Raw genomic sequence first — 17,177 nt, 5'->3', positions numbered from 1 at the left:
ATTTATATTTCTGCCCTTTTAGTTGTCAAACTCATAGTTCCTTCATTATCAACAAAATCTATTCTGCAGACTGTGTGATTATATATGCTATCTTTATAGACCTTCGGAATAAAATTGTTACCTCTTCTGAAACCAGTAAACATGAGCAATGTTCCTCTGGTATACCAAGATTTCTCGACTACCTCTTTCTTTCCGCCACCAATGGATCTAGAAATCTGTTTATTGTAATGACTAAAGCTGCCCGACCACTGTTTAACTGTAACCACCCCTGTAGGGGTTAGAAGAGTAATTGTATGTTTGTTTTTATCCCTATCTAAAACAGTGCCTATAATCCGTGTAGTCTCATATTCATAGAGAGTTTTCCCTCTCCATTGATAAGGTTTACCTTTGACCGGCTCTGCTGGCAGTTTATAAAAGTCAGCAATATCATACTTGGCAAAGTTTACACCAGAAAGCTCATGGTCATTATAATAATAGCTCAATGAATCCATTTCCCACTTTCCTAATGACCCATCGGCGTATTTTTCCCACTCTTTTATTAATAAACAATCATTCAATTTCTTCAGTGGTTCTTCTGTTGTTATCCAGGACTTTATATTAGACATCTTGTTATCATATTCTTTTTTAAAAGCTTTTTCAGAAATGACAAGCTGCCCGTTTAACATGTCAACTACACTATCCTCACTGAAATGCTGGTTATAAAACGAAGCTGATACATCATCCAATAAAAAAAGTTTATCTTTTGGCGACTTTAATGTTTTGTACACCTTTTTGCTGATGTAATCTTTAAAACGAAAGAATCTCACTTCTTGTGCAAATTCTGAAGGAACAATGTTGTTTTCAATTAGCATTTTTAAATTAGACAACGTAAGCTTACTTTTTGGTTCTGATATTAAGCTAATAAAGGCCTTCATGATTTCTTGCCTGTTTCCAAAAGAATCAAAGCAGCCTCCTTTTATTAATTGGATTACTTGTCCTTTCTTAATAAAGCCGCTCTTAAACATTCTTTCAATAAAGTCGTTAAAGTCACTATATGGTCTATTTAGAACTATATGATGAATAACATCGTCTCCAATTCCATTCATTCCTTTAAGTCCAAATAAAATTGAATTGTTGTTAATATCAGTCCTAAAACCAAAATCAGCCTTATTTATATCTGGGAGGTCTATTTTAATCCCTCTTTGTCTAATGTTTCCGATGGCTGAAGCAACTTTTCCGTAGTTTGTAGCAGCTGTCTTTTTGTTGTCTTTTGTATCCTCGGTATCTATTCCTCCGCTGTTTACCGTTAAACAAGCAGTATTCCAGTATAAAGGATTATATCGATAGTTTAAGTTCAATTCCTGTAATGCAATAATTGAATATGCCAAGGTATGAAGTAAACTAAAACTGTAGCCAAACTGTCTTTTAAATTGAACATTCCAGACATAATTCAACAGGTTATCAGAAGTGCCAATCTCCTTTCCTTTTTTAAAAAACAATTCTTCCACTTCTTTTAGTACATCTTCTTTCTTTTTTGCTATGGATTTCCTAAGATAATTTGATTCTTTAATGTCAAAGTTAGCTATATCTTTATCCATAACCATCTGCATAACCACTTCTTGAGTATCAGCAACACCATAAATGTCCTTAAGGTGCCTCTCCATTACTCTGATTTCCTTTTCGCTTAGACCGTACCGTGTCATTTCTTCATACCATTTATTAAGGTTATTTTTGTATTTAACATATGTATCTACAGGCTGTTCTTCACCGTCTGACATAAGCCTCATTAAAGAATTGGTTACTGCTGCTTCAAGTAAGTTCTTAGGTTTTACTTTGACAACTGATTGATGACCGACTTCAGTTGAGAACTGGAATAAATCCATGATCTCCCCATTACCAGCCATTTCCCATAGCTTATCATCTTCATACTCAATTACGTCTGGATGGATGTATTTGTTGTATGTTTCCTTCAAGCTTCCTTGCCATTCAATTTCTTTATTCTCGATTAATTGGTCTAATGTTACTCTAATCTTATCTAAAGCTTCAATTGTAAGAAGGTCAAACTTTACTGAGCCCATGGCTTCACTGTCACCCATATTAAACTGTGTAATATAAGCTCCTTTAGGAGTTTTCATCATTGCATTCGACTTTGTATATTCATCGTTAAAGATAATTACTCCGGCTGCATGAGAAGAGCGCTTATTAGTTAACCCTTCAATTTTTAAAGCTGTTTCTTTAAGATTAGGGTATTGTTCAACCTCCCTAATAAACTCTTTAATCGGCTTCCTGCCAGTTTCTTTGTCACCATAAAAACAATGCTTCAAAGGCCAGTTAGATCCTCTTTCAAATGGAATCATTCCACTTAAATACTGGGATATATCATTATCGATTCCTAAGCCTCTACATGCTGTCTGAAGCGCTGATTTTGAACCCTCAGTTCCAAAAGTAGCAATTTGAAGAACACGTTTGTCTCCAAACCTTTCTCTAAGTGCCTTAAGAATTTTTTGTCTTTTTGATCCTTCAGTATCAATATCGATATCTGGAAGGTCAGGTCTCGATTTATGTATATGTCTCCAATGTGGTAAATCATATTGCATTGGATTAATTTGAGTATTGTCGAGTAGATAATTAACTAAGTAACCTGCAGCACTTCCCCTGGCTGCTCCAACTAAACTATCTCCTCCACACTCATCATCCCAAATAATATTAATGATTTCTCTAACTGTTATGTAATAAGAAGGCATAGACTGATTCAGCTTTTGGCTGATTTCCCAAAGTTCACCCAGCTCAACGTTAATCCTGTTCAATATTTTATGAAAAGCTTCTCTCGTTAGTTCGCTTGTTTTTAATTTCTCTTCAAATCCGTCCTCAATTAACTTAAGGAGATATCTATCTTGTTCATCTGCTGATTCAGACATCTTTTTTATATATTCATATTGATCATATGCTGGTTTAAATAAATGTCTTAATTTAAAGTTAGGAAGCTCCATCTTAGGAATAATTGGATCGTGCTCTATAGTATAGTCTTCAATCATCTCACCAATGAGCATTGTATTTTTTATGGCCTGATCGATGACTTCTTTATCAATGTAATCCATTCTCTCATGAATTTCATCAACGTTTTGAACGAAACAGGCTTCATAAAACGAATCAACTTCTCTTTCTCCATCCTTTGCGTTTAAAAAGGCTTGATGAATTGCTCTATCTTCTGGTCTTAGATAGTGAGCATCTGTTGTAACAATCATTTGCAAGTCATACCCGTTGGCTATATCTATCAGCTTCTTGTTACAGTAAATCTGTTCTTCACTCAGTGCAGGTTGAAGCTCGATAAAAAACTTATCCTTCCCAAAAACCTCTATACACCAATTTATAAACTCATGAATCTTTAGTTTGTGCTGCTTAATTGACTGAGAATCACCAGTTTCTTCAAAAGCCTTTATCTTTAACAGGTGAATGTTTACCTCAGACCCCAGGCAAGCTGTGGTAGCAATGATGTGGCCTGGATCTTTACTTAATAGCTCCTCTACATCCTTTTTTACTGTCGGCACTCTTTCCATTGTTCCTGTATAAAATGAGTTTTCCCAGGCTTGAGAAGACAGTATTCTTAACTGCTCATGTCCTTTTGGATCAATTGCCAACATCAAGAAATGCGGAAATTTTGTCACTCCCGATTTATAGTTATCTCGAACTTCCTCTAAAGAATCGACTAGGTACGCTTCATTGCCCAATATCAGTTTAAAATCTTCTGGCATATCCCCCTTCTTTTTCATTTCTCTAACTGTTCGAATAGCATCTAAATGTGCTGAGAGGACTTCATGGTCTGTTATGGCCAGCCCCTTATATTCCATCTTCACTGCAGTTTTGAGCAGTTCTTTAACTGAGTTTGTTGAGTCTAGAAGCCTTATGTTACTCCTATCTGTGTGGCAGTGACATCCTATCAACTTTATTCCCCCTTAAAACACAAGTTCTTTTTGTTTTGTGCGAACCACCTCCAATTCATAAATCTCTATTTGAGGTGTTTTCTTACCTTTGTATTCATTTGCCTTTGCTTTACCAATTACATTAATGATTAATGTTCCATTTGTTTCTGTAAGCTGATTAAAGTAATTCTCATCACTTTTAAATCTTATGTATTCAATATCACCATGCTTGAATTTAACTGTTGTCTTATTCTTTTTCCCTAAATGTTCAATTTGTTCGACTTCAATTTCAAGATCCGTTATAGCTATTAAGGGTTCTTCAACTTTGTAACCCCAATAGTCTTTGTAACCATCAAGTTGAAGGATAAATTCTTTTCTCAATCGTTTTGCTGGGATCTCAAAATCAACATTCTGAATATCTTTTTCGATATCTATGTCTTTAAATTTTTCATTCAGCACTTTGTTCACCAGGATTAAGTTCTGTCGTTTAATTGCAAAGCCAGCTGCATTTGGGTGACCTTCAACAAACTCAAATAATCCAGTATCTATAAGCTCTTTCTTAAAATCCTTTATAAACCCTTTATCATATCCTCGTATAGAGCCACTCAAAATATCTTTACCTTTTTCGGGATCGTTTCTGGCTAACAAGACCGGCTTTTTATATTCTTCTGCAAGCTGATTGGCCACCAGTCCAGTTAGGCTTTTATCTAGAATTCCTTCAATGTAAACAATCAGTACTTTATTCGCTGTTAAACTTTTCTCCTCTATTCTATTTTTAATTTCCACTCCAGCTGCATCTGCAATCCGTTTCTGCTTTGCTTTTAGATTTCCTAGAATCCTAACTGTGTCATCATGTATTGAAACAAGTTCAGTTTCACTTTGCCCACGTTTTTTGTAGGGAACCTTTTCTTTAGAAAGGAGGAATGCTCTCATCATTTGATCTTTTTCTTCACTGCTTCCAACCCTGATGGCAGCATTAATTAAAGGGTTAATAAAGAATTGTGTATTCTGTATGTTCTTGTCACCCTTGGTTGAAAACTCTTGCTTCTTAAACAGCTTCTTTAATAATGGATGCTTAATTTTCTTCAAGCCTTCATTCATAAAATACCTGGTTTCAAGGTTTCTTGAATCAGCCGAATCAGCAATGTTACCAATAGAGACAAGGTCTAAGAATTGTTCGGCTTCATTTTTATTTAGCTTTTCATCAACTGCCTGGCAAAATTTATAGGCCATTCCTGCACCTGTCAGAGTTTTATTCGAATAATTAGGCGAAAGTTGATTATTTACTACGATCGCGTGTTCAGACACTCGTTCACATTCATGGTGATCAATAACAATTATTTCTGTGCCTCTCTTATTAAGAGCCTCATGTTCCTCAAATTGACTTGAACCTGCATCTGGGATTATGATTAAGTCAACATCATCAGGAATTGTATCAATAAAAATCCCATGCTCTTTCCCATCTTGAATTCTGTAATGTATATTAGCTTTCGGACAAATCTTCTTTATGTAATTTATAATGATTGAGCTAGATGTGTATCCATCAACATCACTGTCTACCTGAACAAACAATTTATTATCATTATTTAAATGCTTAATAAGACAATCTGCAGCTTTATCAATATTATTAAGTTTTGAATAATGAATAACTGAACTGTGATCAACATTAACAAACAACTTTGGATCTTCTATACCTCTATTTTTTAAGATAGTAGCTAAAGGATCGAAATTATAATCATTGTCGCCAATTAGTCTATACTCCATTAAATTCCCCCTTCATCCGTGCCAATCTCAATTTTCCTTCTCATTAGCTCCTCTAGAGTTTCCTTTCCCTTGTCAGCTGGGCTGTCCTTATAATCCAGTAAGCCTTCATAATCCCACAAAACATATACACGAACATAAGGAGTAAATTTTGCTGCGAGCTTTAGAATTTTCTTCTGATATTCAACCAGTTTTTCTTGATATTTCTCCTCTGTTTCATGTTCTTTTGGTGGTCGGTATTTATCAAGAGCAATAAAAACTTCTTCAACACCAAGAGACAATAAAATGTCCCAGTGAAAATTAGAAATATTACTTGAACAAACAGCACAGGTAAAGTTTGATTCACCGTAAAAATCTTGGCATTTTAATACTGATTTTTCTGATTCGAAAATCAATACTTTCTTAAACCTTTCTATCGAATTTTTTGTTTTATGTAATCCATATAAATTCATCATTGTTTGATGGTTATATAAGGTATTGCCAACTTTTAAAGGCATATATTTATAGCCTGCATCTACTTCTTCTTTAATCATTGAGCGCCTACGTATACCAACCAACCTATTATTTAAATCTCGATGAGGGATGGTAATCCCTTCTGTATGAGTTCTAAAATAGTACCCAATCTCAAACTCTTTTAATGTATTGTGACTTATTCCCTCACCTAGCCACAATTGGTGAGGATAAGGCACAAATACATCTAGAACCGTTTCATCAAAGCTGGGAAGCTCAATATGTATTTTTTTCTTCTTTTTGAACTTCCCCATCCATTCCCAGTCATCATTCAAATCATTGTTTATGTATGTCTCTTTATTCCCAAATCCAAATGTTCTTCCTGCTATTTTGGCAACATATTCGATAGCCTGATTAAAAGAGATATTAATACCTTTTTGGCTTCTTGCTCTTATAACAAGTTCGAATACATCAAAATTATCCCCACACTCTGTATAACAGTGAAACTGTTTTGCTTCATGATAGTAATACAGCTTATAGCTCCCACCAGAAGCATTGTGACAAACGGTTCTGTAAATTGGATTTCCTTGTTGATCCCACAGATTGTTCTCACTACCTAAATCTTTTAAAATCTTATGTATATCCTCAATGGTTAGGCTTTCTTTTACTCTGTCTTTATCATACTTCAAAGGGCGCTACACCCCTCATCCTGCTTTTATATTCAATTTCTCAACTGTGATTAGTTCATTGTCAAGATTTGTTGTGAAACAGTCCTTAATCCGCATGTTGCCCATATTGATATGGGAAAAGACTTTAACTTTGTCATACTCATTTCCTCTATTTTTAAATACATGTGTAACAAAATTTGGCTCTGGATAAAATCCTTCTTTTAAGATTGGATCAATTGCATCCTTCTCTTTTTTACTTAAAGGAAGAATTATCATTGCAGCATCTGTTTTATCTGCGATGGCCTTACTTCCTCTCAAGTAAGAAGCATCTATTACTTGTCCTTTTAACCATGCTTCTTTCCAATCACCATTCAACTGAGTTGCGCTCATCATATAGACATCATATTTGTTACATAAGCCCTTTAACTTATCCGACATAAGCAAAAGAATTTGATCTTCCCTTAAATTGACCCCACTTTTTTTGCTCATCTCTGAAAAAATGGTTACTGATGAGTGTATATAATCGAAATAAACGTACTCTACATTGTTTTTAATGACGTTCTTTTCAATGGTTCTTTCAATCTCCTGAACATTAAAATCAGGCAGATGTTCAAACCATATGTTAGACTCCTGAAGAACTTTAGCAGCCTTACGCACAAGTTGTTTTTCTTGTTCATTGATTGTGTTTCTAAGGATTTTTTTCTCTTCTACACCACTAATGTAGGCAAGTGCTAAGCTTTGCAATTCTTCGGCCATCATTTCTGTTGAAATAACCGTAGAACTTTCACTCCATGGGTTTGATACCCATTCCTTCTTTTTAGGATCATAAAGTTCGGTTGCACTTAAGCGACAAGCGTCAGCGACCATGTTTCTTGTTTTACCGCCACCTGTAATACTTGAGCGCAGATAGAACTTTTTCTTCCGTGATCCACGAAATATTGAGGTGAGCATTTCGCTATTTAATGGAACTCCAATATCCGGGGACTCTTCGAATGAATCCAATAATTCATTAATACCTTCTCCGCCCTGGATTCCCACACTTTCAGATGAAGTTCTGAATTTTTCTTTTATGTCTACAATCTTCATTTCATAAGCTGCTAAAATCTCATCAATCGACTTCTTATCAAACTGTTCTTGCATCTTTTCCTGTTCTTTTGGGTCAATCAGAGATTCATCATATATTTCCTTAATATCGAATCCCAATCCATCCATTTCTCTAAGCAGACTAAACTTTTTTAATCTTTTATAGTGGTAATCAAAGTTTTCGACAACTGCCAACTCTTGAATTCTTTCTATATATTCAAGACCGTTATTATCATGGAAAATTTTATACTGAATATCGTAATCCTTTAGATATCCATCTATTTCAACCTCATTCAATACTTCAGTTCCTTGATGAAATAGATTGCTCATAGCAAAGAACAATATTGAATGAAACCTTGAAGGAAAATCATCCGAAGTTATCTTATATTTATTGCTCTCTGACAAGATTGTGGGATCTTTTAAAATGCTCCCTAAAACTTGAATTATTGCCTGTTTGTCTTGTAGCAAATGGACTCTCCTTCCTATAGCGTTGAGATATCAACTAGTCTTCTTTTCTTTCTCATTCCTTTTTTTATGACTAACGTAATTTCTTCTCTTTTATGATTCTTTGGATCTTCAGCTGATTTTCGGATGGCTTTTTGTCTAATGTAATGCCGCTTTGCTTCATCATAAACAAATGGAACGATTCCAATGCCATCACCTTCTCTGGGTTGATTATCCAAAGTTTCATAAAAGTACCTAAGCGCTAGTTCAATGCCTTTAAGCTTATACCCATATTCCTCTTGAAACTCTTTAATTTGTTTCAACATCATGCCAGTTGGAGATGTAAGACCATATAAATTGCATATGTATTGAATTAACTCTTTTCTGTGATCTGATTCTTGCTTCCAGGTATTAAAACACTTTTCATGGTAATATCTTTTTTTATAAGGAATGGCTGAGTCTTTGTCTAACTTGGTCTCGCAATATGGACATTTAACTTGTCTCCCCAAATAATCACTCCTAATAAGGAGGAGAGAATAATCCCTCCTCTTTTATTCAGCTAGAAGGTCTTTTAGATCATCTAGAATTACAGACATGACACCTACTTGCTTACGGCTGCACTCAGTAACTTTTACACCCTTACCTAAATGTTTTTCTGTAATCTCATTAACTTCTTCTAAACGACCTTCTTCATTAAGCTTCATGCCAATTTCTTTAATTTGATCCATTAATGAGTTGAAATCAAGTTCTTCTGAAGCGTTGTTTTGTTTTTGCTCTTCGTAAGTAACAGCAACAATTCCTTCTTCTTGCTCCTGTCTTTCGACTGCCTCAATAATTGCTTTTTCTAAGTTTTCTGCAGTAAATTCAGGAAGGTATGTGTCAATGTAATCAAATCTGCTACGAGCAAAATGTTCTTCAGTTTCAGCCAACCAGGCGCTTGATTTGATTACCTTTCTATCTTCATCAACACCATTAGAACTTAGATAGAGAACAATATCACTGTTATCAATTACTGGAGCTAAAACTCGTTTATCTCCCTTTGGATGTACTTTACCTTTTTTGTCTTCAGCAGCATGAGCAATAAAGATAACCGTAAATCCTACGCCAATTAATTTATTGATTTCTTCCCATACTTCAGTTTCATACTCTTTCCAAAGGCCAAACCCATCATTACCATCTTTAATCCGTTCTACATCATATTGCTCGCATACATATCTAGTCGCATATTTAGCAAAAGCGTCTACTTCATCAACAATGATTGTCTGATACATTTCTTTAGCTTTTTCAGCATTTTTAGTTAACTGTTTGTTTACCTTTTTAAAATCAGCCCAACTATTGATAGGCATGAATTGAACACCGGCAATGGCATTTAATCCTTTTTCGAATGGCAGATATAACGGTTTCTTCATCCGAGTGCTTTGCTTAGTTTTACCTAAGTTGTTAGAACCGTAGATTGTGATAACTTTTCCTTCTAATCCTTTTGCTACTACAGAAACTTGTGGGTTGAAAATATCGATTGCCATTATAGTTCTCCTTTTATTTTGAATTTGTTGGGTGAGTCGGAGCTCACCCCAGTTATGTATTAGATTAATGATCTATTTTATTTTAGAAAGGGAGATCATCATCTGAAATTTCAACCGGCTTTGAAGGCTTGTTATTAGGAGCACTTCCACCAAAGCCAGACTTTTTATTGTTTTCATTGCTGCTTTCGTTCTTAAGTCCTTCTAGATAAGTCTCTCTTTCAGTCAATGCTTTTTTAATTACTTCTGGATTAAAAGCATTTTTACTATCTTCATCATAAGGATCGTTCCCACCTGTAACTAGATACTCTCTTTTTGTAATGGAGGTGATTTCTTTTTTGTCTTCTCCAAATGCAGCAGTTTTGGTTGTTACTTTTTGTTCTTTATAATTAATAATCTTTCCGAAGACATTAACCGTAGATCCTTTTTCATAATTGTTTTCAACATATTGAGAACCTTCCTTAGTCACTACAAATGTAAAAGGAATGACTTTCCCGCCATACAAAGGGATATAACCATTTAAATTAACTCTTCCTGTTTCTTCTCCTTTTACTTTTTCTTCAGTTACATTTTTAACAAACAGTTCAACATCAAATTCAGCTTTAGGATTAAATTCTTCATTAGCATCCAGTCTGTTTACAAAGTTGGTGGTTAGCTGTGGGTACGCCTTTAATACTCCTTGAGAGTAATATTCATTTAATCCAATCTTACCTTGGGTGATTCTCACTTTATCAGCTTGATCTCTTCCATGTTCTGCGATGGACTTATAATCACTTATGATAGTTTGATACCCTTTGGCAATAGCATTATCTGTACCATCAGCTTTCTTATATTTTGAAAAGCCTTTAACCGTATGCACTTCGTTAGGTGCAACCTCAATATCTAATTCAATATTTAGTCCATTTCCATTTTTCCACTCAGTGTGTCTTACTTCTGCCAGAGTTCCTTCAAGTGTTACAACGTTTGATGCTTCACGTAATACCGTTTTGTTTTCTGTCATATTTTTAATCATCCTCTATTTTTATTTTTGTCTATTGTGATTTTTCTTTGAATATGTAATTTTGCTAAACTTGCAGTCTTTGATTCCAAGTTCTTTACTAAGTTCTATGTACCTTCTTTTTGGGAACTTCCAATCATTTTGGTCAGAAAAGCATCCTGATTTATTTACAATTTCAAATACCTGCTTTTTTCTGTTAACTTTGATTATCATATTTCCGTAAGCGTACTCTGTGCAAAATAAACGTTTTTTCATTCGCTCAGGATGAGTTTCTTTGACAAGTAGGACATTCCTTATCATCTTTAACAGTGCCTGATCAGGAGTAATTGTCTTGTTGCCTTTAACGTTTTCTCTGTAATAGCTTAATGCCTTCTCTGTTATCCCAAGTACCTCCAAATAATTCGCCTCCTTCCCTTTAACTTGATTTTATTATATACATATTTTTTATCTTTGTCTATATGTTTTATAAACTTTTATATTTTTTATTTTTGTATTTCATTTGCGATCTTTCTAATTCGAATAAAATTATCATTTTATTTAAATTTAAAAGCCCCAATAAGGGACTCTTGTTAGTTTGTTCCTTCAACCTTACTCGTTAAGTAAGCTACTTGTTTTTCTAAATCAGCAACTCTTTCTTCGAGAGTTTTTGGCTTAGGTGCATTTTTCTTCTCTTCAAGCTCAATTGCTGCTTTTTCAATTTCCTCTACTGTAGGAATAGGTTCACTTTTTCTCCAGGCAGTAAAGATATGTCTTCCGTTGTCATTTACAAATTCCCAATCATAAGATTCGTCTGAACGAGGGAACATATACATTAAAACTTCCGGAAGAATTGATCCATGAATATTCCAAATTTCTGATACGTCTTGTCCAACTTTAAACTCCACAAAAACATCTCCTCAATTATCAAATTCTTCTATATTCTATCATATTTTCATTATATAGGTAAAGAGTTTACTATTTTCAAACAAGCTCACTCCACAACCACATATCCATTGTTTGCATTGAAAAGCCATCAGGCAGCTGCTTCATTTTCACATTTACATTGTATCTTCTGCCGGTTGTTTTATGTACAATAGCCAGTTCTTCTCCATTAAAGAATCGCACAATGGCCTCATCAAATGCAATTGGCTGATTAACCACATAACCTTCCTTTAAAGCTCTAATAAACAAATAGGGATCATTTTTATACAGCTCATAAAGAATGTTCGCATATTGTTCGTTCTTGTCTCTAAGTAGTTCAAAATTAATCAACGGTATGTATAAGTCTTTGTCTGATAAATTCAATTTGTTTCTAAAGTATTTAATTGCTTCATCTTGCTCTTTAGAAATTATGTTTGGCATCCAGTTAACCCCTTTTTTGTTTTGATAACTGGGCTAATCTTAGATTAACCCAGCTTGACTCTGATTAAAACTCTACAAGTCCATCATCTTTAGCCCCTTCTGCTATTAAACTATATGCAGCCAGAAGATGCTCTTTGATTTTCTTTTTTGTTTCTTCCCCGAAAGCATCAAAACCAACTTTAACATCGCTTGAGTAATTAATTTTCCTATTCCCTACTTGAGCTACATTTTCCTTTTTAATTTCAGCAATAAAATAAGCATTTGCTAGATTTTTTCCTAAATACTCCTCTGTAAATGGATCATAATCATCAAAAACCTCATACCGTATTTCACCGATTCTAAGCTTTTGCTCACTCATAGTCTCATCCCCTATTTTGAAATTTTTGGTACTTCTAAATTATATACCAAAACCCATAAAGGGAACAAGTGTTCTTGTTGAGATTTTTTATTTATAATCGATTACTGTATCATCTAATGCTAATCTAGGTGTGCCGCTGTCGTATGTATTATGGATTAAAGTTGTACTGGAAGCATTAAATGTTGCATATGGATGTGAAAGCACTCTTGTGCCAATACCTTGAACATCATTCCTAATTAAACGAACCTTTTTTGTCCCGTTTAAATATATTCCATAGCCTTGATCTGAATCTCTGTTAAACATGATTTCATTTCCTCTAACCATATGCTCAGAACCGCCTATTAAGTGGATCGCAATGATTGCTTTGCAATTATATATCTGGTTATCACTTATTCTGATATTGTACATATCAGCTGCCCCCATAATTGCAACATTTCTTGGTTCAAATATCTCATTCCTTGTTAGGAAGACTTCTGAATCTTTATCCCAATATATACCGTAACCTTTTCCACTCAATAAGAAATCGTTTAGCTTAATTCTGACTGCTTGAGATCTCTCACAATATAGACCTCCGTAAAGATTGGAGAACGTATTATTTAAGAATTTAACGTCATTCGAATCCATCACTTTAATTGCATATGCTGAAGTTGTACCTTTCCCTTTATTATTGCTTACTTTAATATCTGATGAATTTCTCACCTGGATCTGAATACAATCGCTGTCCTGTATTCTGTTGTTTGAAATGGTAACATCTTCGGCCATATGTGTTGCTATTGCACAATTTGAAGCGTTCTTTACGGTATTATTATCAATCGATACCCCTTTCCCTCTAATCATCATGCCTATTTTAAACCCTTGAATATTGTTATCAGTAATTTGAATTCTGTTGCCAGTCTCAGTGCTCGAAACGCCTACAGAGTCTATTCCATACTCTTTAGACTCCCCTTCATTTATTATCTTGTTACCCTTAATACTCACATCTGTACTGTAGCCATATGAAATAACATTGTCACAGTAGTTATCTTTGATGGAAACTTTACCGCTTGTATGAGCAGTAACCGAACCACGACCATTTTTTCTAAACCTGCAATCCGATATTGTTAACTCATAAGGATGATCATACTTTCTTCCGTTTTCTCCGTAGCCCTCTAAATCAATACCTAGTTGAGGGCCAATTGTATCTCCCCCAGCTTCCTCTATATCACAGTCTTCAACCAATAATCCTTCACAACCGTTAGTAGCTAAATTGTTCCGTCTCCCTCTTTTTAGTTCGCATTTTCTTACGGTCACACTTTTGGAAGGCGTATAAACCATCCCCGGGTAATTCATCATTCCGTGTGCTGCAATCCAAATGTTGTCTCCAATACAATCTGAGATTTTTACATTTTCAATCAAAACATTTTTGCTCCCATGAACATGTATTCCAAATCCCCATTCATGTGTTTTTCTATCGGTATCAATTAGAGAATAATCATGTTGATATCGGTCACCTATAATACGCCCTCCTTTAATTATTACGTTCTCTGCAAGCCCAATATAAAAACAAGAATAGCCTTGATACCCATTAGGATTTACTTGAAATACTGCTTCTGGATCTAAAAGAAGCTCCATATTGGATGGGATTTTAATTCCCCCGCCAATTTCAGGATTTCGTTGGTTTAATGTATTTACTGAATCAATAATAAAATTGCCTTTTGGAATTTCCACAATAGGGAATTTATTTTTTGATGCGTATAAAAGAGCCTCATTAAACCCTTTAGTTGTTTCATTTGGATTCGAGTTAAAGGCATTTATTCCCCACTGATCAAAGTCAACATAGTATCGTAAGGTATTATTCAACAATGTCATGGTGCTACACCGGCCATACAATACACATTTTCATTAATGAATTTAGTGAGAACAGCAATATAGTCATAAAAAACTTGATTCTGTGTTCCATTGCGTCCAGCCAGTGTAAAAGTATTAAACATTTCTTTTCGTTGCTCAGTGCTTATTTCAAGTTGAATACTCATACCAGTGCTATTTTTATTAGCAATGTTCTGCTCATTTGTGCCGGCTAAACGGGAATCTTCAGACTGCAATTCTGCAGAAAAGCCTGCATCGGTAAGTAATGATGTAATCTTTGCTGCTTTTTCTCTGTCTGTCCCACCAACTAAAGTGTGTTTCTTACTTGATGCATACCCATGAATTGAGATTGTTAAATCATGCTTACTCAATAAATCTAAAGCTTGAGGTTCATCAAAATTCGTACTTGTAATATGCAACTCAGAAGCTCCTGGTATCCTTAAACCTTCAAATAGATAGGCAGAGTAAGACTTACTTAATTCTCTTGCAAGCTCACTAGTCCCTCCTTCAATACCTCCACCATGGGGAGCCAGAATAAGCACTCTCCTGTCAACATCGGTAGTTAGAATGTTATAGCTCAAAGGTGACTCATTTTCTTTCAACTCTTCAAAATTACTATACTTATCTGCAGCTAGAACTGAATTGGGATTAAACAATGCAAACAATGAAGCAACTAGGATTGGAAAAGACTTCTTGTCTGTGATATACTTATATAGCTTCGTAACCTTGCGAAGTGTGCGGTAGAGAAGGTTAGGCCCGCCAAAGCTCGCCTTCTCTGCCCCCTTAACCTCTTTTTCTTCTATTCTGTTTTTAAACTTCAACAATTAACAACTCTCCTTATATAATTTTATTTTTATTCTTTTTCTCATCTTATAAGGAATCACATTAGTACCACCCCCTTATCCGAATAAAAAATTACTTTTATTTAGACATACAAGTTAAATCCAAGACACAATACTACCGCATTCTAAATGCACGTGTTCCCAATCTCCTTCCCAAGGCCCTTCTACCAAGTCAACCTCATAATCAACTTCATCTTTTTCGATTACTTTTTCACATTCGTTGCAGAAGCAGGTAAACATTTTCACTCCTCCTCTTTCTGTAAAATATCGTTTTTATTGAATGTTTAATTTTATTTTTACTCCAGTGCTATTTTATAATCTTCATTAAGCCATTTGAGTAGTAAATCATATCTTTCTTGTCTATAAAAGGACTTGTTTAAATACCAGCTATAAAGTGAATTAGTTCCTTTGCTTGAATTGCAAGATTTACAAGCAGGGACATTATTACTTAAATCGTTTGCACCATTAGGGTCAACATGGTCTAAATGGAGTTTTTGATTGTTAACTTTAAAATGGTCTATCTCCGATAATCCACAATAGGCACAACTGTAGTTAAAATATGATTTACACCTGTCTCTCTCAACCTCAGAAATTTTGTGTTTTTTCTCTTTCCTTTTCAACTGGTAAAACTTTATTTTTTCTTTATTTAACCTTTGGTATTCTCTTATGTAACCGTTTTGAGTTCTCTTCTTCCAAGCAATATTGTTCCGTTCTCTTCCTTTGTCACTCTTAGCATATTTTTCTTTCAAGATCCTAGAAGATTCTCGATTATTAATGGCCCATTTATGGGCTTTATTGATAGCGCATGATTTGCAATTTGGGTATAATCCATCTACGTTATTACTTTTATTTTTATAGTACACATCTGTTAACAGCCAATCATTACATATCGAACAAAGCTTGTATTCAACTCCATTGATTGTTTTGTGCGTTTTATTGTATTTGTCCTTTTTCCTTTGAATTGCTCTTCTAACTTTCTCTTCTTGTGTTAATCCGATCACTTTCACCCTCTTCTAATTTTATTTTTATCCAACAAATCAATTATGTAAGTCTCATACATGTCATCCCAGTAAGGATCTGTCCTTGCTATGTACTTCTTTATTCTTCCGTTCTCCTCAATCTTGAAGGTTTGTCCCTTTTGAATATCAGTGAACTTTTTCTTACTCCAGATTCCCCTAATCAACACATCAACTTCTTTAACCTCAACTGTTTGCTGCTGCATCACATTCCTCCTTTTTGATTTTCGTGTATCAAGCCTGTACAATATTCAAAAACCCTAAAGGATGATGAACATGTGTGGCAGGTTCACTTTATTTTCTGAGTTTGATGACATCATCGAGCAATTCAACATAGATCAATTCTTACCCGAAGGTGAATATCACCCAAGCTATAATGTCGCTCCTTCACAAAACATCCTGACAATCATCAACGATGGATCCAATAATCGTCTGGGCAAACTTAGATGGGGTCTTATCCCTCCTTGGGCTAAAGACGAAAAAATCGGCTATAAAATGATTAATGCTCGAGCTGAAACATTGTCCGAGAAACCCAGCTTTCGAAAGCCGCTCGTAAGCAAACGTTGTATCATACCAGCTGACAGTTTTTACGAATGGAAACGCCTTGATCCAAAGACTAAGATTCCTATACGGATTAAGCTTAAATCATCCAATCTCTTTGCTTTTGCCGGATTATATGAAAAGTGGAACACACCACAAGGCAATCCTTTGTACACTTGCACAATCATCACAACAAAGCCTAATGAGCTTATGGAAAACATTCATGATCGGATGCCAGTTATCCTTACTGATGAGAACGAAAAGGAATGGCTAAACCCTAAAAATACTGACCCTGATTATCTACAAAGCTTACTGCAGCCTTATGATGCTGATGACATGGAAGCATACCAGGTTTCATCTTTAGTGAATTCACCTAAAAACAATTCACCTGAGCTCATTGAATCCCATTAAGT

Annotated in this window: 17 protein-coding genes; 1 reads left to right on the top strand and 16 read right to left on the bottom strand. The window is 34.9% G+C overall.

The genetic code is table 11. From position 1 onward, the window contains the following. Window positions 1-2 precede the first annotated feature (2 nt). The 16 genes from dnaE to ACQVGS_RS10855 all read right to left on the bottom strand — a co-directional run bounded on the left by dnaE (window position 3) and on the right by ACQVGS_RS10855 (window position 16,430). A complete protein-coding gene (gene dnaE, locus ACQVGS_RS10930) occupies window positions 3-3,920 on the bottom strand; it encodes a DNA polymerase III subunit alpha (protein WP_491831689.1) in 3,918 nt (1,305 codons plus the stop codon). A 12-nt stretch (window positions 3,921-3,932) separates the two neighbouring features. Next, on the bottom strand, window positions 3,933-5,663 hold the full coding sequence (recJ, locus tag ACQVGS_RS10925; protein WP_491831687.1) for a single-stranded-DNA-specific exonuclease RecJ: 1,731 nt from the start codon (window positions 5,661-5,663) through the stop codon (window positions 3,933-3,935). Beyond that, window positions 5,663-6,799, bottom strand: coding sequence for a hypothetical protein (locus ACQVGS_RS10920; RefSeq protein WP_491831685.1), 1,137 nt, complete (start codon window positions 6,797-6,799; stop codon window positions 5,663-5,665). Before ACQVGS_RS10920 ends, recJ begins: the two co-directional genes overlap by 1 nt. A 15-nt stretch (window positions 6,800-6,814) precedes the next feature. Further along, the gene (locus ACQVGS_RS10915) at window positions 6,815-8,329 is read right to left on the bottom strand and encodes a replicative DNA helicase (protein WP_491831683.1); all 1,515 of its coding nucleotides are present in this window, start codon (window positions 8,327-8,329) and stop codon (window positions 6,815-6,817) included. Between the two features lie 14 nt (window positions 8,330-8,343). Further along, window positions 8,344-8,814 (bottom strand): hypothetical protein, encoded by a 471-nt coding sequence (locus tag ACQVGS_RS10910; protein WP_124058372.1) that lies wholly within the window; start codon window positions 8,812-8,814, stop codon window positions 8,344-8,346. Window positions 8,815-8,856: 42 nt separating this feature from the next. Next, complete coding sequence (locus ACQVGS_RS10905; RefSeq protein WP_342412658.1) at window positions 8,857-9,828, bottom strand: ATP-binding protein; 972 nt, start codon at window positions 9,826-9,828, stop codon at window positions 8,857-8,859. Window positions 9,829-9,910: 82 nt separating this feature from the next. Further along, complete coding sequence (locus ACQVGS_RS10900) at window positions 9,911-10,825, bottom strand: hypothetical protein (protein WP_072692914.1); 915 nt, start codon at window positions 10,823-10,825, stop codon at window positions 9,911-9,913. A gap of 21 nt (window positions 10,826-10,846) precedes the next feature. Next, window positions 10,847-11,218: a hypothetical protein gene (locus ACQVGS_RS10895; RefSeq protein WP_491831680.1), complete on the bottom strand. Its 372-nt coding sequence runs from the start codon at window positions 11,216-11,218 to the stop codon at window positions 10,847-10,849. Window positions 11,219-11,391: 173 nt separating this feature from the next. After that, a complete protein-coding gene (locus tag ACQVGS_RS10890) occupies window positions 11,392-11,706 on the bottom strand; it encodes an XkdW family protein (RefSeq protein ID WP_033885452.1) in 315 nt (104 codons plus the stop codon). 76 nt (window positions 11,707-11,782) lie between these two features. Beyond that, window positions 11,783-12,163, bottom strand: a complete 381-nt coding sequence (locus tag ACQVGS_RS10885) for a hypothetical protein (protein WP_283912347.1) — start codon at window positions 12,161-12,163, stop codon at window positions 11,783-11,785. Between the two features lie 64 nt (window positions 12,164-12,227). Beyond that, on the bottom strand, window positions 12,228-12,521 hold the full coding sequence (locus tag ACQVGS_RS10880; RefSeq protein WP_240304174.1) for a hypothetical protein: 294 nt from the start codon (window positions 12,519-12,521) through the stop codon (window positions 12,228-12,230). Window positions 12,522-12,608: 87 nt separating this feature from the next. Then, complete coding sequence (locus ACQVGS_RS10875; protein WP_491831677.1) at window positions 12,609-14,369, bottom strand: right-handed parallel beta-helix repeat-containing protein; 1,761 nt, start codon at window positions 14,367-14,369, stop codon at window positions 12,609-12,611. Then, window positions 14,366-15,190 (bottom strand): gamma-polyglutamate hydrolase PghZ, encoded by an 825-nt coding sequence (gene pghZ, locus ACQVGS_RS10870; RefSeq protein ID WP_283912349.1) that lies wholly within the window; start codon window positions 15,188-15,190, stop codon window positions 14,366-14,368. Before pghZ ends, ACQVGS_RS10875 begins: the two co-directional genes overlap by 4 nt. Window positions 15,191-15,304: 114 nt before the next feature. Then, on the bottom strand, window positions 15,305-15,448 hold the full coding sequence (locus tag ACQVGS_RS10865; protein ID WP_216394158.1) for a hypothetical protein: 144 nt from the start codon (window positions 15,446-15,448) through the stop codon (window positions 15,305-15,307). Window positions 15,449-15,504: 56 nt separating this feature from the next. Beyond that, window positions 15,505-16,209: an HNH endonuclease gene (locus ACQVGS_RS10860; protein WP_491831674.1), complete on the bottom strand. Its 705-nt coding sequence runs from the start codon at window positions 16,207-16,209 to the stop codon at window positions 15,505-15,507. Window positions 16,210-16,211: 2 nt separating this feature from the next. Continuing rightward, the gene (locus ACQVGS_RS10855; RefSeq protein ID WP_283912350.1) at window positions 16,212-16,430 is read right to left on the bottom strand and encodes a hypothetical protein; all 219 of its coding nucleotides are present in this window, start codon (window positions 16,428-16,430) and stop codon (window positions 16,212-16,214) included. Between the two features lie 70 nt (window positions 16,431-16,500). Here ACQVGS_RS10855 and ACQVGS_RS10850 point away from each other — a divergent pair, with 70 nt between their 5' ends. Further along, complete coding sequence (locus ACQVGS_RS10850) at window positions 16,501-17,175, top strand: SOS response-associated peptidase (protein WP_491831672.1); 675 nt, start codon at window positions 16,501-16,503, stop codon at window positions 17,173-17,175. Window positions 17,176-17,177: the final 2 nt, after the last annotated feature.

The sequence above is a fragment of the Bacillus sp. SD127 genome, from assembly GCF_058566445.1.
This window is presented reverse-complemented; position numbering and strand designations above follow the sequence as displayed.